Source organism: Salinarimonas chemoclinalis, assembly GCF_041514305.1.
GTDB classification, from domain to species: domain Bacteria; phylum Pseudomonadota; class Alphaproteobacteria; order Rhizobiales; family Beijerinckiaceae; genus Salinarimonas; species Salinarimonas chemoclinalis.
Genome location: NZ_JBGMWH010000023.1, coordinates 1 through 24,761, shown reverse-complemented (window position 1 = coordinate 24,761; position 24,761 = coordinate 1). Strand labels below are relative to the sequence as shown.

Annotated in this window: 18 protein-coding genes and 1 pseudogene; 10 read left to right on the top strand and 9 right to left on the bottom strand. The window is 73.8% G+C overall.

Annotation, left to right across the window (positions count from 1 at the left end):
- Position 1 precedes the first annotated feature (1 nt).
- Positions 2-949 carry a putative photosynthetic complex assembly protein PuhE gene (gene puhE / locus AB9M23_RS20800; protein WP_372426560.1) on the top strand — a complete coding sequence of 316 codons (948 nt, stop codon included), beginning with the start codon at positions 2-4 and terminating at the stop codon, positions 947-949.
- Positions 949-2,166 carry a 5-aminolevulinate synthase gene (gene hemA / locus AB9M23_RS20795; protein WP_372426559.1) on the top strand — a complete coding sequence of 406 codons (1,218 nt, stop codon included), beginning with the start codon at positions 949-951 and terminating at the stop codon, positions 2,164-2,166. The genes puhE and hemA overlap by 1 nt, the downstream gene beginning before the upstream one ends.
- A 28-nt stretch (positions 2,167-2,194) precedes the next feature.
- Here hemA and AB9M23_RS20790 read toward each other — a convergent pair whose 3' ends face one another.
- On the bottom strand, positions 2,195-3,025 hold the full coding sequence (locus AB9M23_RS20790; protein ID WP_372426558.1) for an alpha/beta hydrolase: 831 nt from the start codon (positions 3,023-3,025) through the stop codon (positions 2,195-2,197).
- Between the two features lie 197 nt (positions 3,026-3,222).
- Here AB9M23_RS20790 and AB9M23_RS20785 point away from each other — a divergent pair, with 197 nt between their 5' ends.
- From AB9M23_RS20785 to AB9M23_RS20775, 3 genes are all read left to right on the top strand, one after another.
- Positions 3,223-4,230 carry an asparaginase gene (locus AB9M23_RS20785; RefSeq protein WP_372426557.1) on the top strand — a complete coding sequence of 336 codons (1,008 nt, stop codon included), beginning with the start codon at positions 3,223-3,225 and terminating at the stop codon, positions 4,228-4,230.
- Between the two features lie 853 nt (positions 4,231-5,083).
- Complete coding sequence (locus AB9M23_RS20780) at positions 5,084-6,676, top strand: alpha-amylase family glycosyl hydrolase (RefSeq protein ID WP_372426555.1); 1,593 nt, start codon at positions 5,084-5,086, stop codon at positions 6,674-6,676.
- A 190-nt stretch (positions 6,677-6,866) separates the two neighbouring features.
- Positions 6,867-7,397 carry a gamma carbonic anhydrase family protein gene (locus AB9M23_RS20775; protein ID WP_372426553.1) on the top strand — a complete coding sequence of 177 codons (531 nt, stop codon included), beginning with the start codon at positions 6,867-6,869 and terminating at the stop codon, positions 7,395-7,397.
- 36 nt (positions 7,398-7,433) lie between these two features.
- Here AB9M23_RS20775 and AB9M23_RS20770 read toward each other — a convergent pair whose 3' ends face one another.
- The 6 genes from AB9M23_RS20770 to AB9M23_RS20745 all read right to left on the bottom strand — a co-directional run bounded on the left by AB9M23_RS20770 (position 7,434) and on the right by AB9M23_RS20745 (position 16,132).
- Positions 7,434-8,075, bottom strand: a complete 642-nt coding sequence (locus tag AB9M23_RS20770) for a transglutaminase-like cysteine peptidase (RefSeq protein ID WP_372426552.1) — start codon at positions 8,073-8,075, stop codon at positions 7,434-7,436.
- A gap of 387 nt (positions 8,076-8,462) precedes the next feature.
- Positions 8,463-9,071 (bottom strand): transglutaminase-like cysteine peptidase, encoded by a 609-nt coding sequence (locus tag AB9M23_RS20765; protein ID WP_372426551.1) that lies wholly within the window; start codon positions 9,069-9,071, stop codon positions 8,463-8,465.
- Between the two features lie 200 nt (positions 9,072-9,271).
- Positions 9,272-11,344: a hypothetical protein gene (locus AB9M23_RS20760; RefSeq protein WP_372426549.1), complete on the bottom strand. Its 2,073-nt coding sequence runs from the start codon at positions 11,342-11,344 to the stop codon at positions 9,272-9,274.
- Positions 11,345-11,357: 13 nt separating this feature from the next.
- Positions 11,358-14,162, bottom strand: a complete 2,805-nt coding sequence (locus AB9M23_RS20755; protein WP_372426548.1) for a DUF4159 domain-containing protein — start codon at positions 14,160-14,162, stop codon at positions 11,358-11,360.
- A gap of 1 nt (position 14,163) precedes the next feature.
- Positions 14,164-15,096: a DUF58 domain-containing protein gene (locus AB9M23_RS20750; RefSeq protein ID WP_372426547.1), complete on the bottom strand. Its 933-nt coding sequence runs from the start codon at positions 15,094-15,096 to the stop codon at positions 14,164-14,166.
- Positions 15,097-15,106: 10 nt separating this feature from the next.
- The gene (locus AB9M23_RS20745; protein ID WP_372426546.1) at positions 15,107-16,132 is read right to left on the bottom strand and encodes an AAA family ATPase; all 1,026 of its coding nucleotides are present in this window, start codon (positions 16,130-16,132) and stop codon (positions 15,107-15,109) included.
- Between the two features lie 205 nt (positions 16,133-16,337).
- Between AB9M23_RS20745 and AB9M23_RS20740 the strand changes: the two genes are divergently transcribed.
- The 5 genes from AB9M23_RS20740 to AB9M23_RS20720 all read left to right on the top strand — a co-directional run bounded on the left by AB9M23_RS20740 (position 16,338) and on the right by AB9M23_RS20720 (position 23,243).
- Positions 16,338-16,925: a DUF1285 domain-containing protein gene (locus AB9M23_RS20740; RefSeq protein ID WP_372426545.1), complete on the top strand. Its 588-nt coding sequence runs from the start codon at positions 16,338-16,340 to the stop codon at positions 16,923-16,925.
- 465 nt (positions 16,926-17,390) lie between these two features.
- Entirely contained in the window at positions 17,391-18,035 is a 645-nt protein-coding gene (locus AB9M23_RS20735) for a CoA pyrophosphatase (RefSeq protein ID WP_372426544.1), read from the top strand.
- Positions 18,032-18,289 carry a DUF6111 family protein gene (locus tag AB9M23_RS20730; protein ID WP_372426542.1) on the top strand — a complete coding sequence of 86 codons (258 nt, stop codon included), beginning with the start codon at positions 18,032-18,034 and terminating at the stop codon, positions 18,287-18,289. The genes AB9M23_RS20735 and AB9M23_RS20730 overlap by 4 nt, the downstream gene beginning before the upstream one ends.
- Positions 18,286-19,533 (top strand): CCA tRNA nucleotidyltransferase, encoded by a 1,248-nt coding sequence (locus tag AB9M23_RS20725; RefSeq protein WP_372426540.1) that lies wholly within the window; start codon positions 18,286-18,288, stop codon positions 19,531-19,533. Before AB9M23_RS20730 ends, AB9M23_RS20725 begins: the two co-directional genes overlap by 4 nt.
- Positions 19,534-19,634: 101 nt before the next feature.
- Complete coding sequence (locus tag AB9M23_RS20720; RefSeq protein WP_372426539.1) at positions 19,635-23,243, top strand: tetratricopeptide repeat protein; 3,609 nt, start codon at positions 19,635-19,637, stop codon at positions 23,241-23,243.
- Between the two features lie 15 nt (positions 23,244-23,258).
- Here AB9M23_RS20720 and fliP read toward each other — a convergent pair whose 3' ends face one another.
- A complete protein-coding gene (gene fliP / locus AB9M23_RS20715) occupies positions 23,259-24,053 on the bottom strand; it encodes a flagellar type III secretion system pore protein FliP (RefSeq protein WP_372426538.1) in 795 nt (264 codons plus the stop codon).
- Positions 24,054-24,146: 93 nt separating this feature from the next.
- Positions 24,147-24,761: pseudogene (locus AB9M23_RS20710) on the bottom strand (hypothetical protein); the annotation flags it as partial.

The window sequence follows — 24,761 nt, the reverse complement described above, 5'->3', positions numbered from 1 at the left end:
GATGACCATGATCCTCGCCGCAGCCGGTTTCGCGCTCTTCGCCTGGTGGGCCTCCACCGGGCTCATCCTGATGCTCGACCGGCTGCCGCGCTGGACCTTCGCCTGGACCATGGCGGGAGCGACCACGCTCACCACGCTGGCGCTGTGGGGGCTCGCCTGGTCGGCGAGCGTGACGAGCGTCGCCTCGGCGCTGTGCGCCTTCGCCTGCGCGCTCGTCGTCTGGGGCTGGACGGAGGTGTCGTTCCTGACCGGCTGGATCACCGGCCCGCGCACGACGGCCTCGCCGCCGGGAACCCGCGGGCTCACGCGCCTGCGCCACGCGATCGCGGCCATCATCTGGCACGAGCTCGCCATCCTCGCGGGCTTCCTCGTCGTGCTCGCCGTCTCCTGGGGCGGCGAGAACCAGACGGCGACGGCGACCTACGCCGTGCTGTGGGTGATGCGGCTCTCCGCCAAGATCAACATCTTCCTCGGCGTGCCGAACCACGCCGACGGCTTCCTGCCAGAGCACCTCGCCTACCTGAAGTCCTGGTTCACCAAGCGGGCGATGAACCCGTTCTTCCCGGTTTCGGTCTCGGCGGCGCTCGTCGCGCTCGCGCTCCTCGCCGCCCCGGTCTTCGCGCCGGAGACGAGCGCGTTCGAGGCGGCGAGCCGCGCGCTCGTGGCGACGCTCCTCGCGCTCGCGGTACTGGAGCACTGGTTCCTGGTGCTGCCTTTCGAGTCGATCGCGCTCTGGCGCCTGCCGTCCGGCGAGCGGCCCCCCGGCGAGGCCGGGCGCGACACCCGCCCTCCGGGCCTCCCCGCACCCGTTCCGGCCCCGCTTCCGGCCTCCGTTCCCGCCCCGTCGCGCGAGCCCCTCCCGGATCTCGCGCGCGACCCCCGCGCCCCGCGCCGCCCCGTGCCGCGTATCGAGGACACGCCGTCCGCGTTCAGCCTGTGGAGACGATGATGAACTACGAAGAGATCTTCCGCACCGCGCTCGACGGGCTGCGCCAGGAGGGCAACTACCGGGTCTTCGCCGATCTCGAGCGCCAGGCGGGTGCCTTCCCGCGGGCGGTGTTCCGCAACGGCGGCGTCGAGCGCGAGGTGACGATCTGGTGCTCGAACGACTATCTCGGCATGGGACAGCATCCCGACGTCGTCGCGGCGATGCAGGAGACGATCGGCCGCTGCGGCGCCGGTGCGGGCGGCACCCGCAACATCTCCGGCACGACCCACGCCCACGTGCTGCTCGAGCGCGAGCTCGCCGACCTCCACGGCAAGGAGGCGGCGCTGCTCTTCACCTCGGGCTACGTCTCGAACTGGGCCGCGCTCTCCACGCTCGGCGCGAAGCTGCCGAACGCGGTCATCGTCTCGGACGCGGGCAACCACGCGTCCATGATCGAGGGCATCCGGCACTCGAAGGCGGACAAGGTGATCTTCCGCCACAACGACGTCGCCGACCTCGAGGCGAAGCTCGCCGCGATCGACCCGTCGCGGCCGAAGATCGTCGCCTTCGAATCGGTCTACTCCATGGACGGCGACATCGCGCCGATCTCCGAGATCTGCGACGTGGCCGAGGCCTACGGCGCGATGACCTATCTCGACGAGGTGCACGCGGTGGGCATGTACGGCGCGCACGGCGGCGGCGTGTCCGAGCGCGAGGGCCTGGCCCATCGCCTCACCATCATCGAGGGCACCCTCGGCAAGGCCTTCGGCGTGATGGGCGGCTACATCGCCGGCTCGGCGGCGGTGTGCGACTTCGTGCGCTCCTTCGCCTCCGGTTTCATCTTCACCACCGCGCTGCCGCCGGCGCTGGCCGCGGGCGCGCGCGCCGCGATCCGGCACCTCAAGGTCTCCGACGTCGAGCGCCGCGGCCAGCGCGAGCGCGTGGCGCAGGTGCGCGCGCGGCTCGACCAGGCGGGCATCCCCCACCTGATGAACGACAGCCACATCGTGCCCGTCATGGTCGGCGACCCCGTGCGCTGCAAGGCGATCACCGACCTCCTGCTCGAGCGCTACGGCATCTACGTGCAGCCGATCAACTACCCCACCGTGGCGCGCGGCACCGAGCGCCTGCGCATCACCCCGGGCCCGTTGCACACCGAGGCGGACATCGAGCACCTGGTGCGCTCCCTCCAGGCCTGCTTCGCCAGCGTGGCCGAGCTGCGCGAGGCCGCCGAGTAGCGCCCCCGGGGTGCCCGGCCCGCCGCCCTCAGGCCTCGCGCGCGAGGGCGGCGAGCCGCGCCACCATGGACGATCCCGGGTCGGCCAGCGGCGCGACGACGTCGAAATGGTGCCGGCCGGGCACCGACTCGTAGCGGGTGGCGACGCCTTTCGCCCCCCACGCCTCGACGATGGCGCGGCTCTGGCGGTGGTACTCGGCGCTCTCGGTCTCGCCGACGACGGCGTCGAGGGTGCCGCCGGGGATCGGCTCCCACAGGAGCGGGCTCGCCGCCTTCGCCTCGGCCTCGTCCATGCGCAGCGCGCCGTTCACCTTCGTGCGCAGGAGCGGCGCGAGGTCGAACAGGCCGGAGATCGCGTAGGCCGCCCGCACGAGATCGTCCGGCAGCTCCCGCGAGACAGCCTTCCAGTGCGTGCCGAGCAGGCAGGCGGCGAGGTGGCCGCCGGCGGAGTGGCCAGCGACGACGAGCGGACGGTCGAAGCGCGCCATCTCCCGCGCCGCGGTGCGCATCTCCTCGACGATCTCGCCGATGCGCGCCTGCGGGGCGAGCGTGTAGCTCGGGATCGCGACCTGGATGCCGTGCGCGAGGAGCCCCGCCGCCAGATGGCTGAAGTACGATCGATCGAGCGACTGCCAGTAGCCGCCGTGGATGAACATCACCGACGCCGCCGCGCGGTCCTCGTCCGGCCGGAACAGGTCGAGCCTCTGCCGCTCGCGCGCGCCGTAGGCGATCTCGAGCGGCGGATGCGCCGTGCGGAAGGCGGCCGCGTCGCGCGCCCAGCCGGCGAAGATCTCCGGGTGCTCCGGCACCCGGGCACGGTTGTCGTACTCGGCCTCGTAGTCGATGGGCGCGTTCGTCATCGCAGGGCTCCTCTCCCGCTCGAGGGAAGCGCGCCCGGCGCCCCGCCGCAAGGGCCTGCGCGCCCGAAGCCGGATCGGCACACCCGCGCCCGCGCCCGCCCGCTGCTTTGACTTCCCCGTCCGCATCCGTCAAAAGGCCGGCCTTCCGGGACGCGCGCCCGCGGCCGCGCCCCGACACGGGAACCCGAGAGGCCCAGATGCACAATCCCGTTCTCGTCGAGGTGACGCGCGGCGCGCTCGTCGAATCCCGCCATCGCGGCGCGGTGGCGGTGGTCGATACCGAGGGCACGGCGGTGCTCGCCGTCGGCGACGTGGACGAGCCGGTCTTCCCGCGCTCGGCCGTCAAGGCGATCCAGGCGCTGCCCCTCGTCGCGAGCGGGGCCGCGGACGCGATGGGCCTCACCGACGCCGAGCTCGCGCTCGCCTGTGCCTCCCATTCCGGCGAGCCCGCCCACGTCGAGACCGCGGCGGCGATGCTCGCCAAGGCGGGCCGCGACCTCGGTGCGCTCGAATGCGGCTGCCATTGGCCGCTCGACCAGAAGGTGGCCCGCGCGCTCGCGGAAGCCGGTGGGCAGCCGAGCGCGCTCCACAACAACTGCTCGGGCAAGCACGCGGGCTTCGTCTGCCTCGCCTGCGCCTCGAAGGTCGATCCCGCGGGCTACGTGGGGCCGGACCATACGGTCATGGAGCAGGTTCGGGCGGCGCTCGAGGAGGTCACCGGCGCGACCCATACGGCGGACCGGCGCGGCACGGACGGCTGCGCCATCCCGACCTATGCCGTGCCGCTCACGGCGCTCGCCTACGGCTTCGCCAAGCTCGGAACCGGCGTCCATCTCTCGGACGGCTACGCGGCTGCCGCCGCGCGCCTCCGCAAGGCGGTGGCGGAGAACCCGTTCATGGTGGCGGGGACGGGGCGCTTCGACACGCGGGTGATGGAGTGCCTCGGCCCGCGGGTGTTCCTCAAGACGGGCGCGGAGGGCGTCTACTGCGCGGCCTTCCCGGAACTCGGGATCGGCGCCGCGCTCAAGTGCGACGACGGCGCGACCCGGGCCGCCGAGGCGATGATGGCGGCGATCATCCGCCGCTTCCTCGACCTCGACGACAAGGAGCGCACGCTCGCCGATTCCGTCGCCGGCGCCGCCATCAGGAACTGGAACGGCACGCTCGTCGGCGAGATCCGGGCCGTGGGGCCGCTCTCGGGCTGAGCGGCCGGCCATCGCGCCGCGCGAGCGGCGATCGAAGCGGCTATGTCCCCGATCGACGAAATGACGCGCAAGTCGATTGCATGAGCCGCGCGCGATCGCTAGGTCGCGGCCCGCGATCGTGCGAAACGCCAGGGCGGTGCAGGCGCCCCGCGCCGGGCTTCCTCCCGGCGCCCTCGGGCGGAGGACCCGCCCGATTGCACGGAGGGCACGGCGATGTCGTGGATGTTTCCGCGTCTGAGCGTGTCCATCACCCTCCGCTGGGGGCGGAAGGCGAGCCTCACTCTCGCCTTCCGCATGTCCTCGGGACGGTGATGAAAGAGAGGGGGGAGGGGAGACCCTTCCCCCTCACTCCAGCTCTCAGACTAGCGCACCTTCCGCAGAACGGCAACGAGTTCCAACGTCGGAAAACGACGAAAAAGCCACCGATCCGGTTTCGAGCGCTGCGCCGTCCACGTAGGCTGCGGCCCGCGATCGTGCGAAACGCCAGGGCGGTGCAGGCGCGCCGCGCCGGGCTTCCTCCCGGCGGCCTCGGGCGGAGGACCCGCTCGATCGTACGGAGGGCACGGCGATGTCGTGGAGATTCCCGCGCCTGAGCGTGTCCATCGGCTTCCGCTGGATGCGGAAGGCGAGCCTGAACCTCGCCTTCCGCCTGAGCCTCGGAGGCTGATGAAACGGGAGGGGAAGGGAGACCCTCCTCGCTCACTCCGGAGCCGAAAAGAGCACGATCGCCGAAATCCACGATGCCGCCGAGCGCCGTCGCCACGATGCACGCGGCCCCGACGGCGCGGACCGGCCCGCGGAACGTCCCGCGCGGCGGCGTCGTTCACCCGGCTGCCAACCCGGGAGGAGCATCATGATCGCCGGCACGAAATGGTGGCAGCGCGGCATCATCTACCACGTCTATCCCCGCTCGTTCCAGGACACGGACGGCGACGGGATCGGCGACCTGAAGGGCATCGAGCAGCGGCTCGACCACATCGCCGGGCTCGGCTGCGACGCGGTCTGGATCAGCCCGGTCTACCCCTCGCCGATGAAGGACCACGGCTACGACGTCGCCGACTACACGGGCATCCATCCGCTGTTCGGCACGCTGGACGACTTCGACCGGCTGGTGGCGCGGGCGAAGGCGCTCGGGCTGAAGGTCGTCATGGACTTCGTGCCCAACCACACCTCGGACCGGCACGCCTGGTTCCTGGAGAGCCGCGCCTCGCGCGAGAGCGAGAAGCGCGACTGGTACGTCTGGCGCGACGCCGGGCCCGACGGATCGCCGCCCAACAACTGGATCTCGGTCTTCTCCGGCCCGGCCTGGACCTGGGACGAGGCGACCGGGCAGTACTACCTGCACTCCTTCCTCCCCGAGCAGCCGGACCTGAACTGGCGCAACCCCGCGGTTCGCGCCGCGATGTACGACGCCATGCGCTTCTGGCTCGACCGCGGCATCGACGGCTTCCGGCTCGACGTCGTCTACTACTGCATGAAGGACCCGCAGCTTCGCGACAACCCGCCGAACCCCGGCTGGAAGCCCGGCATGCCGGAGATCGACACGCTGCTCCAGGCGCACTCTAACGATCACGAGGACATGGCGATCGTCATCCGCGAGATGCGCGCCGTGGTCGACGCCTACGACGACCGCCTCCTGATCGGCGAGATCTACCTGCCGCTCGAGCGGCTGATGGCCTATTACGGCCGCGATCTCTCGGGCGCCCACCTGCCCTTCAACTTCCAGCTCATCCTCACGCCTTGGGAGGCGCGGGAGGTGGCGGCGCTCGTCGCGCAGTACGAGGGTCTGCTGCCGCAGGGCGGCTGGCCGAACTGGGTGCTCGGCAACCACGACCAGAAGCGTGTCGCCGCCCGCGTCGGCGAGGCGCAGGCGCGCATCGCGGCGATGCTGCTGCTCACCCTGCGCGGCACGCCGACGCTCTACTACGGCGACGAGCTCGGGATGCCGAACGTCGACATCCCGCCCGGCCGCGGGGAGGACGCCTGGGGCCGACACGAGGCGGGTTTCTCGCGCGATCCGCAGCGCACGCCGATGCAGTGGGACGACACGGAGCACGCCGGGTTCTCCACGGCGGAGCCCTGGCTGCCGCTCTCGCCCGACTGGCGCGTGCGCAACGTCGCCTCGCAGGACCGCGACCCCCGCTCGATGCTCACCCTCCACCGCCGGCTCCTCGCGCTGCGCCGCGCCTCGCCGGCGCTCGCGATCGGAGACTGGTCCGGCATCGAGACGGTGGAGGGTGACGTCTTCGCCTTCGAGCGCCACCACCAGGGCGACGCGATCACGGTCGTGCTCAACTTCGGCGCAAGCGAGGTGGAGGTGGCCGACCTCCGGCTGCCGGGCGGCACGGGGCGGATCGCCCTCTCGACGCACCTCGACCGCGACGACCAGAACGTCGGGCCGGGCGTGCGGCTGCGGCCGAACGAGGGGGTGATCATCGTGGCGTGAGGTGCGCCGCATCCGCCTCGTCGCGGCGCGGCAGGCCATCGGTCCCGAGCACCGGATGAGCGATGGCTGCCTCGCCTCCAGGGAAGGGGAGGCGCGGCTCGTGCCGGGCCGACACCCCTCTCGCCGCGCTTGACGCGCCGGTCGGAACCGCGCTTCCCTCCGCCTTCGCTCCCACCACGAGGACCCCTCCATGCCCCTCTACGCCCTCGACGACGTCGCCCCCCAGGTTCCCGGGGACGGGCGGTACTGGGTCGCTCCGGATGCGCAGGTGATCGGGAAGGTGCGGCTCGGGCTCGACGTCGGCGTCTGGTTCGGGGCGGTGCTGCGCGGGGACAACGAGCTCATCGACGTCGGCGAGGGCACGAACATCCAGGAGCACGCGCTGCTCCACACCGATCCCGGCGCGCCGCTGACGATCGGGGCGCACTGCACGGTGGGCCACCACGCCATCCTGCACGGCTGCACGATCGGCGAGGCGAGCCTGGTCGGCATGGGGGCGACCGTCCTCAATCACGCCCGCATCGGGAAGAATTGCCTCGTCGGCGCCAACGCGCTGATCACGGAAGGCAAGGAGTTTCCCGACAACTCGCTGATCGTCGGCGCGCCGGCGCGGGTGGTGCGCACGCTCGACGACGCGGCGGTGCTCGCGCTGCGACAGGCGGCGCAGCGCTACGTCGAGAACTGGCGGCGCTACGCCGCAGGGCTTCGTCGGATCGATTGACGGCGGATCGCCGCCGGGTTCGCGCGCGTGCGTCGCTCAGCGCGCGGCGGTGACCGTGGTGGGCGAGGAGACGCCGCCGAGGGAGACCCAGGCGGTGCCGGTCGAGCCCTCGCGCTTGATGTAGGTGTAGCCCGTCTCGCCCCACGGTTTCACGGCGTCGACCTTGTTGTCGAGGATCATGTCGCCGCGGTCCGTGCGGATGGCGAGGACGGCGTGGCCCTCGTTGTTCTCGTCGAGCACCACCGTCATGCGCATGGCCCGGCGCGGGAGGCCGGCCTCCGCGAGGCGCGCGCGCTTGAGGAGCTGGTAGTCCTCGCAGTCGCCGTAGCCGGTGTCCGGGAAGTCCCAGCTGTCGACCACGTTCCACTGACGCATGTCCGTCATCGGGCGGATCTCGCGGTTCACCTGCTTGTTGATCGCGACCACGGTCCGCCAGATCTGCGGGGTGAGCACGATGACCTCGGGCTCGCGCGGGTCGATCGCGCATTCGGCGGGATGGGCTGCGCAGAAGCGGACCCAGGCCGGGACCGGACGGGCGCCGCCCGTCGTCGCGAGCTGGATCGTGGCCTCGGGAAACGGCCCGGCGAGGGCGGCGCCCGGTGTGCCGGCGCCGATCGCTCCGGCCCCGCCGATCGCGGCCAGGAGAGCGATCTTGCGTGCAGCGTGCGCGAGGCGCACGATGATGTCGCGGCCGCCGCCGCCCGCTTTCCCAATCTGCCGCATGACCGCGCCCCACGGATCGTTGTTAAGCTTCTGTTACGAAGCTGCCACGGCCGGGCGGCGGGCTCAAGAGTCGGAAGACGGAGGGCGTCAACGATGACGTGATGCGTTGGTTCCGCGCAACACTCTGATTTTTCGCAACGAGCTTGGCCGTAGGTGCGCCGGTGGCGGCCTCCCCCGAAGGGGAGCGGCCCCGAAATGGGTGAGGGGCCAGCCTCGCGGCTGGCCCCTCGTGCGATCCCGGTCGGGGACGGGGAGGGTGGGGACGTGACCGGGTGTCGCATCCGTTGGAGCGGCGTTCCGCGCCCGCGGGCGCCGCTCGTGTTCCGAATCGGTCGCCGCGCGTCAGTCCCTCCGGGCCGTGGCGGTGGGCGAGCGGACGTGGCCGAGCGAGGTCCAGGCCGTGCCGGCGGATCCCTCGCGCTTGACGTAGACGTAGCCGGTGTCGTGCCAGGGCAGGACGGCGTCGCGCACGTTGTCGAGGATGAAGTCGCCACGGTCCGTACGGACCATCAGCACGGCGTGGCCCTCGTCGTTCTCGTCGATGACGACGGTCATGCGCATCGCGCGCCGGGGCAGGCCGGCCTGGGCGAGGAGATTGCGCTTGAGGAGCTGGTAGTCCTCGCAGTCGCCGTAGCCGTTGACCGGGAACGTCCAGAGGTCGGCGACGCCGTAGAGCTCCCAGTCGGTGGCCGGGCGGACGGCCGCGTTCACGCGCTGGTTGACCTCCACGATCGTGCGCCAGATCTCCGGCGTCAGGCGGATCGTCTCCGGCTCGCTGCGGTCGACGACGCATTCGCCGGGATACGAGCGACAGAACTCCGTCCAGCCCTGTATCGGCTGTGCCCGGCCCCAGTCCTGGCTCGCCACCCCGACGGCGGGGAGCGCCTGGGCGGCGCCCGAGAGGAGCATCGCGATGCCGGCCAGCGCCGAAGCGAAATGCTTGGTGTTCATGTCGTCTCTCCCTGTCCACGGGAGAGACTGCCGACGGGAATTCGCCCCGCGCTGAAACGAATACGGACAATTCGAGCGAATCGCCCCGCAACCGCCGCGATCGCGGCGCGATTACGCGTCAGGACCAAGATCCTGTTGGCCGATCACGTCGAATTGCGCGGATTTCCGCAAGGAAGGCCCGGAAGCCCGCCATGCCGGTCTCAGGCGCGCCGGCGCGCGCCCTCCGCCAGCCAGCCGGCGAGCACGGCGCCGAGCAGCAGCACCACGCCGACGAAGCCGAGCGCCAGCGGCACGACCGAGACGCCGCGGACCACGGCGGACTCGCTCGGGCGGATGCCGATCCAGTCCGCGCCTGACAGCCGCGTGTCCGAGCGCACCGTCTGGATGCGCGGCACGACGACCGCGCCGGCGCCCTCCGCCAGGCGGCGCACGGAGCCGCCGGTCGCCTCGGCGATGGGTGCGAGATGCGCCACCGCGGAGAACACGTCGCGCATCTCGCGCGGGTTCGCCGGGCCGACGCTGACGAAGGCGACGAGCCCGTCGGCGCGCAGCTCGTGCAGGCCGAGCTCGGCGCCGGTCACCCGCGCCCGCCAGAGACCCGGCGCGGCGGGCTCGAGCGCCACGCCGACGCTCTCGCCGGAGGGAGCGGTGAGCGTCACGGGGGAGGGCGTCTCGCCCATGCTCTGGCGCTCGATCGCGATCGTGCGCCCCTCTGCGGAGGCGCGCAGGGCCTCCTCCTCGAGCGCCGGCTCCTTCATCAGCCAATGCGCGGTGCGGCGCAGGAGATCGAGATAGGGGCCGCCCTCGCGGAAGCCGCGCGCCCAGAGCCACGCGTGATCGGACAGGAGCAGCGCGACGCGTCCCTCGTCGTAGCGCTCGAGAACGAGGAGGGGGCGCCCGTCGACGCCCGACATCACCGTGTCGCCGGCGCGCACGTCCGCGTCGAGGAGGCGCAGCCACTCGCCCCAGGCCGGCGGCGAGACCTCCGAGCCGTCGAGCCCACGCGTCACCGGATGGCGGGTCCCCACCGCCGTGATCTCGGCCTTGTAGGGCTCCTCCAGGATCTCGCCGGTGGGCACGCCGGGGATGATCGGCGAGAGCCGGGTCCGGGCGAGCGAGGCGACGGTGGCGAATTCCGGCCCGGCGGCGAACAGCACCGCCCCGCCGTTCTCCACGTAGGAGACGATGTTGTCGAAATAGATCGACGGCAGGATCGACTGGTTGGCGTAGCGGTCGAAGATGATGAGGTCGAACTCGTCGATCTTCTCCTGGAACAGCTCGCGGGTGGGGAAGGCGATCAGCGAGAGCTCGTCGATCGGCGTGCCGTCCTGTTTGTGCGGCGGGCGCAGGATGGTGAAGTGGACGAGATCCACGTTCGCGTCGGACTTCAGCAGGTTCCGCCAAGCCCTTTCCCCAGCGTGAGGTTCTCCCGAAACGAGAAGCACCCGCAGGTTCTCGCGGATGCCCTCGATCTCGACGACGGCGCGGTTGTTGGCCCGGGTCAGCTCCTCCTCGAGCGGCTCGACCTCGATCTCGACGACGTTGGCGCCGCCGCGGTCGATGGTCACCGGGACGGCGAAGGTGCGCCCGGTGGGCACGTCGCGGCGGGCCATGACCTCGCCGTCGCGGCGTACCGTGACGAGGGCCGAGCCCGTGCCGTTGCGCTCCTCGACCATGGCCTCGATCGTCTGCTCGCGCCCGACGATGCCGAAGCGCGGGGCGCGCACGAGGCGGATCTGGCGGTCGCGCTCGGTCTCGCGCCCGGTGATCAGCGCATGCAGCGGTGCGCGGAAGCCGAGCTGGCCGACGGCGTCCGGGATGTCGTGGACGACGCCGTCGGTGACGAGGATCACGCCGGCGATCCGGTCGGGCGGCACGTCGGCGAGGCCGTTGGCGAGCGCCCGGAAGAGGAGCGTGCCGTCGTCCCCCGCGCCGTCCTCCACGGCGATGAAGCGGGGCACGACGTTCTGCATGGTCGAGAGTCGCCGGTCGAGTTCCTCGCGCACCGCCTCCGTCATCGCAGCGCGTTCGCCGAGTCCTTGCGAGGCGCTCTCGTCGACGACGACGGCGACGACGTCGTCGACGGGCTCGCGCTCCTCCTCGACGAGGGCGGGGTTGGCGAGCGCCAGGACGAGGATCGCCAGCGCGAGCGCGCGCAGCATGGCCGGCGCGCCGCGGGCGAGCACCGAGACGATCGCGACGATCGCGGCGAGCGCCGCCGCCGCCCACAGGACGGGCTCGGGGACGAGAGGCGAGAAGGAGAGCGTCAGCAAGGGCTTCTAGCCTCTAGTTTCCGAGCCGCTCGAGCAGGGCGGGGACGTGCACCTGGTCCGCCTTGTAGTTCCCGGTGAGGGTGTACATGACGATGTTGACCCCCGCGCGATAGGCCATCTCGCGCTGGCGGGTGCCCGATCCGGTGACCGGGTACATCGGCTCGCCGCCGGGGCCGATCGCCCAGGCGGCGGCGAGGTCGTTGCCCGTGATGATGATCGGCGAGACGCCGTCCCCCGAGCGGGCGGGGCGTACGACGTCGTCCGCGCCGACGGCGGGCATCGCCTCGACCCAGGTCTGCGAGCGGTCGAAGCGGCCGGGCAGCTCGCGCAGGATGTAGAAGGTCTTGGTGATGACGTGGTCCGCCGGCAGCGGCTCCAGCGGCGGGATGTCGAGGGTGGCGAGCATGCGCCGCAGGTAGGCGGTCTCCGGTGTCGGCGCGCCGGAGGGGCGCCAGGTTAGGGCGTCGCGGGTGTCGAAGATCACGGTGCCGCCGCTCTTCATGTAGGCGTCGAGCGCCCGGATCGCCTCCGGCGAGGGAAGCGGGCGATCGGGCGTGATCGGCCAGTAGAGCAGCGGGAAGAAGGCGAGCTCGTCGCGGTCGAGGTCGACGCCGACGGGATCGCCGGGCTCGAGCGCGGTGCGCCGGGCGAGCACCCGCGAGAGACCGTCGAGGCCCGCGCGGCTCGTCTCGTCGACGCGCGCGTCGCCGGTGATGACGTAGGCGAGGCGCGTCTCGAAGGCGCTCTCCAGCACCTCGCGCGACAGGATGCCGATGTCCTCTGCCGCCGCCTGGGCGCGGGCCGGATCGGGCGCCGCGAGGGCGCCGAGCGCGCCCAGCACGATCGCCGCGGCGGCGCCGGCGCGTCGGGCGCGCCCGAGGAGCCGGCCGAGATGACCTCCGAGCCAGAGCGAGGCGAGGCTGTCGATCACGAGGAGCACCAGGGCGGCGGCGAGGAGGGGCGCGCGCAGGTCGACCGTCTCGGCCGGCTCGAGCGGTGCGCGCACGGCGTCGAGCGGGGCGAGGTCGAGCGGCGCCAGCCGGTCGCCCGGCAGGAGCGCGTTGATCGCGAGCGCGGCGTCGACCGGGCCGTAGAAGCCCGGCGGATGCGCGGCCTCGGCGCGCCCGGCGAAGGCCCGCGTCACCGGAACCGCGTCGGGCGGGGGCGAGACGAAGGCGCCGAAGCCGTCGAGCACCTGGCGCGGCGCCACCGGCGGCCCCGCGTCCTCGCCGCCCTGCGCCCGCGCGGCGGCGGGCGCCGCCGAGAAGGCGATCGTGCGTCGGAGCATGTCGACGAAGAGCCCCGTCAGCGGCAGGTTCGACCAGCTCGCGTCCGCCGTGACGTGGAAGAGGACGAGCAGGCCGTCGCCGCGCCGCTCGGCGGTGACGATGGGCGTGCCGTCCCCGAGCGCCGCCCAGGTGCGCTCGGGCAGTGTCGCGTCCGGTTCCGCCAGGATCTGGCGGCGCACGCCGAGGTCGTCCGGCACGGCGAGGCCCTGGAAGGGGCTCTCGCGCGTGAAGGGGGCGAGCGTGCGCGGCGTGTCCCAGGAGAGCGCGCCGCCCAGCGTGCGACCGCCGCGGCGCAGGCGCACCGGGACGAGATCGTCCGATCCCGAGGAGAGCCGCGGGCCGGCGAAGCGCAGCAGTAGCCCACCTGCCGCGACGAAGTCCTCGACGCGCGCCGCCACGGCGGGCTCGAGCGCGCCGACGTCGGCGAGCACCAGCACGGAGACGTCGTCGTCGAGCATCCGCTCGACGCCCTCCGACGCGCCGCCGCGCGCCTCCAGGATCTCGGCGAAGGGGGCGAGGGCGCGCTCGATGTAGAAGGTCGGCGCCAGCAGCGGCTGCGCCTGGTCGAGGCTCGCGCCGGAGACGATGCCGACGCGCCGGCGCTGCGAGCGCTCGTCGATCAGGGACACCGCCGCCGCCGAGCCCTCGCCGGAGATCTCGACGCGGGCGATGGCGTTGCGCAGCTCGATCGGCAGGTCGAAGCGCGCGGTCGCCTCGGTCGCGCCCGGCTCGAAGGCGAAGGGCGTCTCGCCGACGGGCAGCCCGCGCAGGTCGACCGCGCGCAGCACGCCCGCGTCGCGGCCGTTCGGCTCGGCGCGCACCAGCGTCGCGACGAGGCCGGCGGCGCTGTTGTCGGTGCCCGCGAGGGCACGCGCGGGGGCGCGCTGCTCGGAGAAGACGACGATCGAGCGATCGCCCACCACCTCCGCCAGCGCGGCCGAGAACCCGTCCTCCTCCGGCCCGGCGACCCCGTCGGAGATCCACACGATCTGTGCGTCGGGGTGCTCGGCGAGGAAGTCGGCGACGGCGGGGAGGGCGGCGGCGCGCCCGGCGAGATGGGGCGCGGGGCGGATGGCGCGCAGGCGCTCCAGCGCCGCCGCGGGGGCGAGCAGCGGGATCCGCGGCGTCGGCTCGGCCGTCGCGACGATGCCGAGCGAGCGCCCCTCGCGCGCGAGCGCCTCGCCCTGCTCGACGAGGACGCCCGCGCGGCGCTCCCAGTCTCCGGCGGCGAGCGCGCCGTTGTCGACGACGAGCAGCACCGGCGCGTCGGCCGCGCCGTCGAGGGCCGGGGGCGGGTTGAGGATCGGGCCGGCGGCGGCGAGGATCAGCGCGGCGGCGATCGCGAGACGCAGCGCCAGCAGCCACCACGGCGTCCGCGCCGGCGTCTCGCGGCGGGGCGCGAGGTCGCGGATGATCTTCAAGGGCGGGAAGGCGATCAGCCGCGGCTGCGGCGGCGTCACCCGCAGGAGCAGCCAGATCGCGGGCAGCGCCACGAGCGCGGCGAGGACGAGGGGGGCCGCGAAGCTCATCTCAGGCCGCTCCCGTCAGGCCCTGGCCGGAGCGCGAGGCGCCCACCAGGGTGAGGACCCGCAGCGCCGCCTCGCTCGCGGGGCGGTCCGTGCGATGGAGCGTCAGCGTCCAGCCGCGGCGCCGGACGAGGTCGGCGAGCGCGCCGCGATGCTCGGCGAGGCGCGTGCGGAAGCCCTCGCCCCAGGCGGCGGCGTCGCCGACGCGCAGCCGGCCGCCGCCCTCGAGATCCTCGAGCACCGCCTGGCCGGCGAAGGGGAAGGTCTCCTCCACGGGGTCCGCGATCATCAGGAGATGCCCGCGCGCGCCGCTCGTCGACAGGCTCTCGATACGCGGCGCGATCTCGGAGATCGGGGTGAGGAAGTCGGAGACGAGGAGCGCCTCGTCCTGGGCGCGCAGCGGCGCCTCCGGCGGCAGGTCGGCGTCGATGCCGACGCGGTCCGAGGCGATCGCCTCGGCGAAGGTCTCGACCACCCGCCGCGAGGCGCGCGGCGGCAGGAGGCCGATCAGGCCCACCCGCTCGCCGGCCTCGACGAAGGCGTCGGCGAGCGCGAGACCGAGCACGACGGCGCGCTCGATCTTCGAGCACTGCGCGAGGTCGGACGAGAAGGCCATCGAGGCCGAGCGGTCGATCCAGAGGTAGACCGAGTGCGCGGCCTCCCACTCGCGCTCGCGCACGTAGAGCCGGTCGTCGCGCGCCGAGCGGCGCCAGTCGACCCGGCTCGCGGGCTCGCCGGGATGGAAGGGCCGGAACTGCCAGAAACTCTCGCCCGGGCCGGCCCGGCGGCGACCGTGGATGCCGTGGGCGAGAGTCGCGGAGACGCGCCGCGCCTCCAGCACGAGGCGCGGCAGGCGATGCGCGAGCGCCAGCGCCGCGTCCGCCTCGGCGCGCCCGGGGTTCCTGATCGCCGGCTCGTGGACCCGCACGCGCGCCATGCGCCCGCCCTCAGCCCGAAGTCCGCGCCGGGAGGCGCTCGACGAGGCGCCTGACGAGGGCCGGGATGGTCTCGCCGTCGGCGCGCGCGGCGAAGGTGAGCGCCATGCGGTGCTTGAGCACGGGCTCGGCGAGCGCCGCGACGTCCTCCACCGACGGCGACAGCCGCCCCTCGATCAGCGCGCGGGCCCGCACGGCGAACATCAGCGCCTGCGAGGCGCGCGGTCCGGGACCCCAGAGCAGCTTGTCCGTGACCGAGGCGTCGCCCTCGCCGGGGCGCGCGGCGCGCACGAGGTCGAGGATCGCCTCGACGACGCTCTCGCCGACCGGCAGGCGCCGGGCGAGACGCTGGGCCTGCATCAGCTCCTCGCCGGAGAGGACGGCGACGGGCCGGGCCTCGTCGACGCCGGTGGTCTCGATCAGGATGCGCCGCTCGGCGACCCGGTCGGGATAGCCGACGTCGATCTCGAGCAGGAAGCGGTCGAGCTGCGCCTCGGGGAGGGGATAGGTGCCCTCCTGCTCGATCGGGTTCTGGGTCGCGAGCACGTGGAAGGGCCGCGGCAGATCGTGGCGCTCTCCGCCCACCGAGACGTGATGCTCCTGCATGGCCTGGAGCAGCGCGGATTGCGTGCGCGGGCTCGCCCGGTTGATCTCGTCCGCCATCAAGAGCTGCGCGAAGATCGGGCCCTTGATGAAGCGGAAATGGCGTCGCCGGTCGGCGGTCTCCTCCAGGATCTCCGAGCCCAGGATGTCGGAGGGCATCAGGTCGGGCGTGAACTGCACGCGCCGCGCGTCGAGCCCGAGCACGGTGCCCAGCGTGTCGACGAGCTTCGTCTTGGCGAGCCCCGGCACGCCGACGAGGAGGCCGTGGCCGCCGGCGAGGATCGTCACCAGCGCGAGGTCGACGACCTTCTCCTGGCCGAAGATCACGCCGTGGATCGCCTCGCGGGCGCGCGAGAGCGCGGCGAGCGTGGTCTCCGCCGAGCGGGCGATCGCCGCGTCGAGATCGGTCGTGTCGGGCGCGGTGGAGTGGGACATGCGGCTACCTTCGATGTTGCGGACCGGAGCCAGGCCGGAGCCGAGAGGCAAGTCTGGGGCCGATCGCGCCGTCGTGGCAAGCGAGGCGCGCCGCCGCAGCCCTGAGATCCGCGAACGCCGCGGCCGCCCGCGCGTTCGACGAAGCGGGGGCGCGACGCCACTTCTCTTCTGGCAAGATGGCGCGCGAAGGGCGAGGGTGTGCACCATGGCTGATCACGAGTTCGAGACCGGCGGCGGCGACGCGCTCTCCCGCCTCGTCGCCGCGGCGAAGGGCGGGCGCGGCGCGCCGCCGGTGGAGCGCTGGAATCCTCCCTATTGCGGCGAGATCGACATGCGCATCGCCGCCGACGGCACCTGGTTCTACCAGGGCACGCCGATCGGCCGGCCGGCGCTCGTGAAGCTGTTCGCCTCCGTGCTGCGCAAGGACCCGGAGCGATTCGTGCTCGTCACCCCCGTCGAGCGGGTGGGAATCGTCGTCGAGGACGCGCCCTTCCTGGCCGTCGAGATGGCGGTGGAGGGTGAGGGCGAGGCGCGCCGGCTGGCGTTCCGCACCAACGTCGACGACGTGGTGACGGTCGATGCCGATCACCCCCTCGTCTTCGCCCGCGACGCGCACGGCGGCGCAAAGCCCTACGTGAAGGTCCGCGGCGGGCTGTGGGCACTCGTCACCCGCGCGCTCGCCTACGACCTCGCCGAGATGGCGCAGCCGCGCACGATCGACGGCCGCGAGGTCTGGGGCGTCGCCGCGGGCGGCGGGTTCTGGCCGATGATGGACGCCGCCGATGCGGGGTGAGAACGCGAACGCAGGCCGCCGAGGGTCTCCCCTCCCCCTCGTGCTCGGCGAGTGCACGGATCTGCGGCGCCCCGCCCGCTCGACCGGGCCAGCGCCGAGATCGGTGCAAGCGCTCTCCGTCCCTGTAGGGGAAGATGTCGCCGGCAAAGTCGGCGACGGATGGGGCGCGGCGCGCAGCGACGCGTTCCGCGAAGCGGAAGCCTCGGTGTCCGGCCCCACCGGTGCTCTTCGGCTTCGCCGAACGCGCGTGCCGCGCGCCCCATCCGTCTCGGCTGCGCCGAGCCCCCTTCCCCTACAGGGAAGGACAGGGTGCGTCGGCGCCGTTCGACCACGTTCCGGACCCCGCACGTCCGGAGCCGCCGAAGATGGCAGGCGACGCGCGTTTCTATCGACACGCGTGGCGATGCGAGCCTGCCGGCAGGCGACGTCGGCAGGGGCGTCGCGATCCTCTGCGACCCGCGCCCCATGACAGAGGCGGAACTCCTCGAGCGCGCCCGCACCCGCCTCGCGCCGGAGCCGATCGGCCGGCTCGAGGCGGCGCGGGGCGATCACGATCTCAACGCCGGCCTGCCGCTGGCGCGCGACCCGAAACGCGCGGCCGTGCTCGTCCCCATCGTGCGCCGACCCGAGGGCCCGACGCTGCTGTTCACCACCCGTTCGAGCCGGCTGCGCGCCCATTCCGGGCAGGTGGCCTTCCCCGGTGGGCGAATCGACGCGGGCGACGCCGGGCCGTGGGACGCCGCCTTGCGGGAGGCGCGCGAGGAGATCGGGCTCGACGCGCGCTTCGTCGCACGGCTCGGCTACTCCGACACCTACCTCTCGACCTCGGGCTATCTCGTGATTCCGGTGGTCGGCCTCGTGTCGGAGGGCTTCGCGCTGAGGCTCAACCCGGCGGAGGTGACGGAGGTCTTCGAGGTGCCGCTCGTCCACGCCTTCGACGAGGGGAACCACGAACTGCACGTGCGCGCCTGGAACGGGCGGCTGCGGCGATACTATGCGATCTCCCACGCGAACCGCTATGTGTGGGGCGTGACGGCGGGCATCCTGCGGCATCTCCACGAGCGGCTGACGCGCGAGCCCGCCCAGGCCCGCAGCCCGGAGGCTCCATGACCCGCGCGCTCCTGCAGCAATTGCTGTTCTTCTTCCTGCCCTTCGTCGCCTTCTTCGTCTACCTGCTGATCCGGCAGCGCAACCCGCTCGCCTTCGAGCATTGGGAGCGCTCGATCCCGCCGCTCGCGATCGCGGGGCTCGTGCTCGTCGTCGCGGCCCTCGTCTATACGGGTGCGGTGGCGCCGCGGGCTACGGGCGTGTACCAGCCGCCGAGCTACCAGGACGGGACGGTCACGCCGGGCCGGTTCGAATGAGCCGCGAGGCGCGCGATCTCGACCGTGCGGCCCTCGCCGCGCTCCTCGCGGACGGGCGGGTCGCGCTGCTCCTCGAGACTTTGAACGGGGCGGGCGAGGAGACCCGCATCGTCGGCGGGGCGGTGCGCAACGCGCTCGTCGGCCGTCCCGTGCACGAGGTCGACCTCGCCACGACCGCGCATCCCGACGTCACGCGGGCGCGGGCCGAGGCCGCGGGCTTCAAGGTCGTGCCGACCGGGCTCGCCCACGGCACGCTCACCGTCGTCGTCGAGGGCGAGCCCTACGAGGTGACGAGCCTGCGCGAGGACGTCGAGACCTTCGGGCGCCACGCGGTCGTGCGCTTCGGGCGCGACTTCGCCGCCGACGCGCTGCGCCGCGACTTCACCCTCAACGCGCTCTCCCTCGACGTCGCGGGGCGCCTGCACGACTACGCCGGTGGCGCCGAGGATCTCGCCGCGGGGCGGGTGCGCTTCATCGGCGACGCGCGCCGGCGCATCCGCGAGGACTACCTGCGCATCCTGCGCTTCTTCCGCTTCTCGGCGGATTTCGCGCACGGCGCTCTCGACGCGGAGGGGCTGCATGCGGCGGTCCTGGAGCGCGAGGGCGTCGCGATCCTGTCCCGCGAGCGCGTGCGCAACGAGCTGATGCGGCTCCTCGGCGCACGCCGCGCGGTCGAGATCGTCGTCGCGATGGCGCAGGCGGGCTTCCTCGGCCGCTTCCTCGGGGGGATCGGGGACGGGGCGCGGCTCGCGCGCGCCGTCGCCGCGGGGCGCGACGCGACCGGCCGGCTCGCCGCGCTCGCCGTCGCCACGCGCGAGGACGCGGCGCGGCTGCGCGAGCGCCTGCGGCTGCCCAACGCCGACGGCGACCGGCTCGACACCTACGCCCGCCTCGTCGAGCGCCTGCACGACGCCCCCGCGCCCCTCGACCCGGTCGGCGTGCGACGGCTCGTCGCCGACGATCCGCCGCGGGCCGTCGCCGACGCGCTCGCCGCGCTCGCGGGCGAGCCGCGGCCGGGAATCGCGCCCGAGGCCGCCGAGGCGATCGCCGCCTACGAGGCCGATCCCGCGCGCGTGCCGACGATCCCGCTGCGCGGCCGCGATCTCGTCGCGGCGGGCGTGCCGAAGGGCCCCGCCGTCGGCGCGGCGATGGCGCGGGCGCGTGCGCGCTGGCTCGCGCTCGGCTGCCCGACGGACGTGGGCGCCCGCCCCGCGCTGATCGCCGCGGCGTTGGAGGGCGCGTGACGCCCGCCCCCTCCGCCGGCCCGTTAAGCCCTCCATTAACCGCGAGCCGCTAAGACCGTTGATCGGCGAGAGAAAGCTCGCCGCCAGGGGGCGACCGGCGCGTGACGAGGGCGAGGAGACAGCGTGAGAGGCCGGCGGGGCGGGCGCATCGCGTCCTCGCCCTCGCGCTCGCGCTGTCGCTGGCGGCGCCGATCGACGGCCGCGGGCTCGTGCCCGCCGATGCGCAGGAGGCGCCGGCCGGCGAGACGACGCAGGCGCGCGTGCGCGCCGCGCAGGAGCCCACCTGGGGCCGCATCCGGCTCGACTTCGACACCGCCGTCACCGTCGCCGCGCGCGCCGACAACGGCGTCCTCGTCATCCGCTTCGATCGCCCGGTGGAGATCGTCACCGAGCGTGTCGCGGAGGAGATACCCTCCTACGTGAACCAGGTGAGGCGCGATCCCGACGGGACGGGGCTGCGCATGGCGCTCTCGCAGAACTTCTCGGCGAGCGTGCTGCCGGCGGGCGAGACCGTCTTCGTCGATCTGTTGCCCGAGGCCTGGCGCGGCATGCCGCCGGGCCTCCCGGAGGACGTGGTCGCCGATCTCGCGCGCCGCGCGGCGGCCGCCGAGGAGCGCTTCGCGGCCGAGCGCGCAGCGCGCCGCGACGCGATGCCCGCACCCATGCCCGTGCGCGTCGCCGAGCTGCCTGGGCTGACCCGCCTGATCTTCGCCGCCCCCGAGGGCGTGCCCGTCGAGGCGCGCTCCAACGAGCGCTCGACCACGCTCTTCTTCGACGGGCGCCTGGCGCTGGAGCCCGAGCGCCTGCTGCCCACCATTCCCGGCATCGCCGACGTCTCGGAGGACGACACCGGCGAGGCGCTCTACGTGCGGATCGACCTCGCCGAGGGCTACACCTCCCGCGGTTTCCGCGAGGAGGACGGCTTCGTCCTCGACATCGAGCCCGTCGATCCCGCCGCCGGGGGCGTCGCGCCCGTGCGCGCGGCGCTCGGGCTCGTGCCGTTCCTGCCGGGGCAGGACGAGGGCGCAGCGCCGCCGGACGCCGTACCCGCGCCTGAGGACGCGCCTCCCACCGACGATCCGCCCGTCGTGGCCCAGCCCCGCGCGGCGGCGCCGATCGCGGAGCCCGTGCCCGACACCACGCCCGCGCCGGAGACCGCGCCCGCGCCGACGATCGCCGAGGCTCCGGCCGCCGCTCCCGCGCCGATCGACGCCGTCCGCGACGTCCCGGTCGTGGGCGTCGACGCCGACGGTCTGCGCATCGCCTTTCCGGTCGCGGCCACCGTTCCCGCAGCGGCCTTCACCCGCGCGGGCGTAGTCACGGTCGTCTTCCAGTCCCCCGCGACCCTGCCGGAGCCGGACCTGTCGGGCGTCGCCGCGGATTTCGCCCGGCTGGAGTCGCTCGCGCGCGAGGGTCCCTTCGTCACCACGCGGCTGCGCCTGACGGAGCCGCGCGTCGCGCGCCTCACGCCGGAGGAGGGCGGCTGGACGCTCACCATCGGCACGCCGGCGCAGGCCGCGCCGGAGCCGATCGGCGTGCGCGCCGTGCTCGAGGACAGCGGCCGAACCGGCCTCGCCCTCGACCTGCTCGACGCCACCGGGGTGCACTGGATCGGCCTCGCCGGGGGCGGCGAGCGGATCGCCGTCGTCACCGCGCCCGGCCCGGCGCGCAACGTGCCCTCGACCCGGCGCTTCACCGAGCTCGAGCTCCTTCCCACCGCCCACGGCGTCGCCGTCGCCGCGATCGCCGACGACGTCGTGGTGCGCGCCGATCTCGACGGCGTCCATGTGGGCCGCGGCGCGGGGCTCTCGATCGCGCTGCCGGATACGGACGAGGGCGGCGCGACGGACGCGCCGCTCGACCTCGTCCTCGATCACGACGACTGGGTCGAGGCGCAGCGCGGCTCGGCGCAGGCCGACCAGCGCGCGCGGCTGGCGCGGATCGTGGACGCGCCCGTCCCCGAGCGCAGCCGCGAGCGCCTGGCGCTCGCGCGCGCGCTCCTCGCCCACGGCCTCGCGCCCGAGGCCTGGGGCACCCACCGCTTCGCGCTCGCCGAGGATCCGGATCTCGCCTCCGACGCGAAGGTGCGCCTGCTCGAGGGCATCCTCGCCGCGATGAACCGGCGCTTCGACGCGGCCGAGGCGTTGCTCACGCAGGACGAGGTGATCGACCTGCCCGAGGCGGTGCTGTGGCGGGCCTACGTCGACGCGAAACGCGGGCCGGCACCGCGCGCGATCGCCGGCTTCGGCCGCGCCGAGCGGGTGCTCGACGCCTATCCGGACGACCTGCAGGGCCTCCTGCGCCTCGCCGCCGTCCGTGCCGGCCTCGCCGAGCGCGACTTCGGCTTCGCCGACGAGCAGCTGACCCGCATCGCACGGCTGCACCCGGGCGCGGTGCCCACCGACGAGGTCGACCTCGTGCGCGCCCTCGTCGACACGCAGACCGGCCGCGTCGAGTTCGCCCTCGCCGAGCTGACGCGGCTCGCGGAGAGCGCATCGCGGCCGGTCGCGGCGGAGGCCGAGCTCGCCCGCGTGCGCCTCGCTCTGGCCGAGGGCGCGATGGAGGCGTCCGAAGCCATCGAGGCCCTCGAGCACCTGTCGATCGCATGGCGCGGGGACGAGATCGAGGTCGAGACCAACGGTCTGCTCGGGCGGCTCTACGCCGATGCGCAGCGCTGGCGCGACGCCTTCTTCACCGCCCACATGGCCAACCTGATCTACCCGGACCACCCGGTGACGCTGCAGCTCCACGAGGAGACGGCGCAGGCCTTCGACGACCTGTTCCTGTCCGGTCGCGGCGCGGACCTCGACGAGGTCGAGGCGGTGGCGCTGTTCTTCGACTTCAAGGAGTTCCTGCCGATCGGCCGGCGCGGCGACGAGATCGTGCGGCGCCTCGCGGATCGTCTGGTCTCGCTCGGGCTGCTCGACAAGGCGGCCGAGCTGCTCACGCACCAGGTCGACAACCGGCTCGAGGGTGCGGGCCGTGCGGCGGTGGCGGCGCGGCTCGCGACGATCCGGCTGATCGACGGCCAGCCGGCGGAGGCGCTGTCGACGATCGAGCGCACGCGCATCGCCGAGCTGCCGCAGGCCGTGCGGCGCGTGCGCAACCTCATCGAGGCGCGCGCGCTCTCCGACCTCTCGCGCACGGATCTCGCGCTCGAGGTGATCGAGGACGAGAGCGGCCCGGAGATCGACCGCCTGCGCGCGGACGTCTGGTGGACCGGCCGGCGCTGGCGCGAGGCGGGCGAGGCGCACGAGGCGCTCGCGGGTACGAGCTGGCGGGAGGAGCGCGAGCTCGGCGACCGCGAGCGCATCGACGTGATGCGCGCGGCGCTCGCCTACAATCTCGGCCAGGACGCGATCGGCCTCGACCGGCTGAAGGCGAAGTTCGCCGACGCGATGAACGACTCCGCCGACGCACCGGGCTTCGCGGTCCTCTCGGATCCCGCCGCGATCGCCACGCCCGCCTTCCGCGAGGCGGCGCGCACGATCTCGAACCAGGACACGCTCGCCGACTTCCTCGCCGCGCTGCAGGCGCGCCACCCCGGGGCCGCGCTGCCGGTCGGGCCGATGGCGGAGGCGGGAGCGCCGGCGGACCCGCCTGCGGCGGCGCCCGACGGCGCGGCCGAGGCGCCGCCGGCGACCGAGCCGACGCCGGTTCCGGTGCCCGGCCCGGAGGCGCGGGCGACGGACGGGCAGCAGGCGCTCTGAGGCGGACGGCGCGCGCTATCCCCCGCCGTAGCTCTGCACGAGCGAGCCCGCCACCAGGCTCCAGCCGTCCACCAGAACGAAGAAGATCAGCTTGAACGGCAGCGAGACCGTGATGGGCGGCAGCATCATCATGCCCACCGACATCAGGATCGAGGCGACCACGAGGTCGATGATGAGGAAGGGCACGAACAGCAGGAAGCCGATCTCGAAGGCCCGGCGCAGCTCCGAGATCATGAAGGCGGGCACGAGCACGTGCAGCCCGAGGTCGTCGGGTGTCTGGGGGGCCGCGTCTCCCGAGAGGCCGACGAAGAGCTCGAGGTCGCGCTCGCGCACGTGGGCGAGCATGAAGGTGCGAAACGGCGCGATGCCGCGGTCGAACGCCTCCTCCGGCCCGATCTCTTCGGCGAGCAGCGGCTGGATGCCCTCGTCGTAGGCAGCCTGGAAGGTCGGCGCCATCACGAAGGCGGTGAGGAAGAGCGCCAGCGAGACGATCACCCCGTTGGGCGGCGCCGTCTGCGTGCCGATCGCCGAGCGCAGCAGCGAGAGCACGACCACGATCCGCGTGAAGGAGGTGATCATCACCAGGATCGAGGGCGCGAGCGCAAGGACCGTGATCAGCGCGACGAGCTGGAGCGCGCGCTCGGTGACGCCGGCGCCCTCGCCGAGATCGAGCGTGATCGATTGCGCCGCGGCGGGACCGGCGGTCGAGACGAGGAGGCCGCCGGCGGAGGCCGCCAGCGCGAGCCCGGCCGCCGCGGCCCGCACGCGGCGGGCGCGACGCGCGGTCGCGTCGAGGTCGAGGCCGGTCATGTCCCTGATTCGCCGATTGCCGCCACGGTCCCGGACGCTGCGCAATCGGCCGCCGCGACGCAAGCGGCGCCGCGGCGAAGCCGCTGGATAAGCTCAGGACCTGTCGTCGCGGGTCGGCGCGCGCCCGAGCAGGCGGGCGAACTCGGCCTCGATTTCCTCGACGGAGAACGGGTCGATGGGCTTGGACGCGGGGCGCTCGTCGGCGGGCGCGGCTTCGGACGACGTCGCCGGCGCGGCCTCCGGCTCGGCGGCCTCTGCGTTCGACTCCTCGGGAGCGGGCTCCTCGACCGGGGGCTCTTCGACCGGGTGCTCTTCGACTAGGGGCTCCTCGACCGGGGGCTCGGCGGAGACGGGAGCCTCGGGGGCGGGCGGCTCCTCGGCGACGGGCTCGTCCGCCGGCGGCTCCTGCGCCGGGGGCGTTTCGACCTCGCCGTCTTGCCGACCGGCCTTCTCCAGGCCGAGGGGCGCCGCGGCGATCTCCTCGGGAGGGGCCTGCTCGGCCCGCGGCAACTCCGCGACGGGCTCGGCGACGGGCTCGGCGACGGGCTCGGCGACGGGCTCCGCGACCGGCTCCGCGACCGGCTCGTCGAACGGCGCGGGCTCGTCGGCGGCGGGTGGCGGTTCCGGCTCGGGGCCGACGCGTGGGGGCGGCGAGGCGGGCTCGTCTGCGCCGAAGCCGGCGAGCGCGGCGCTCGCGGCGGCGCGCTC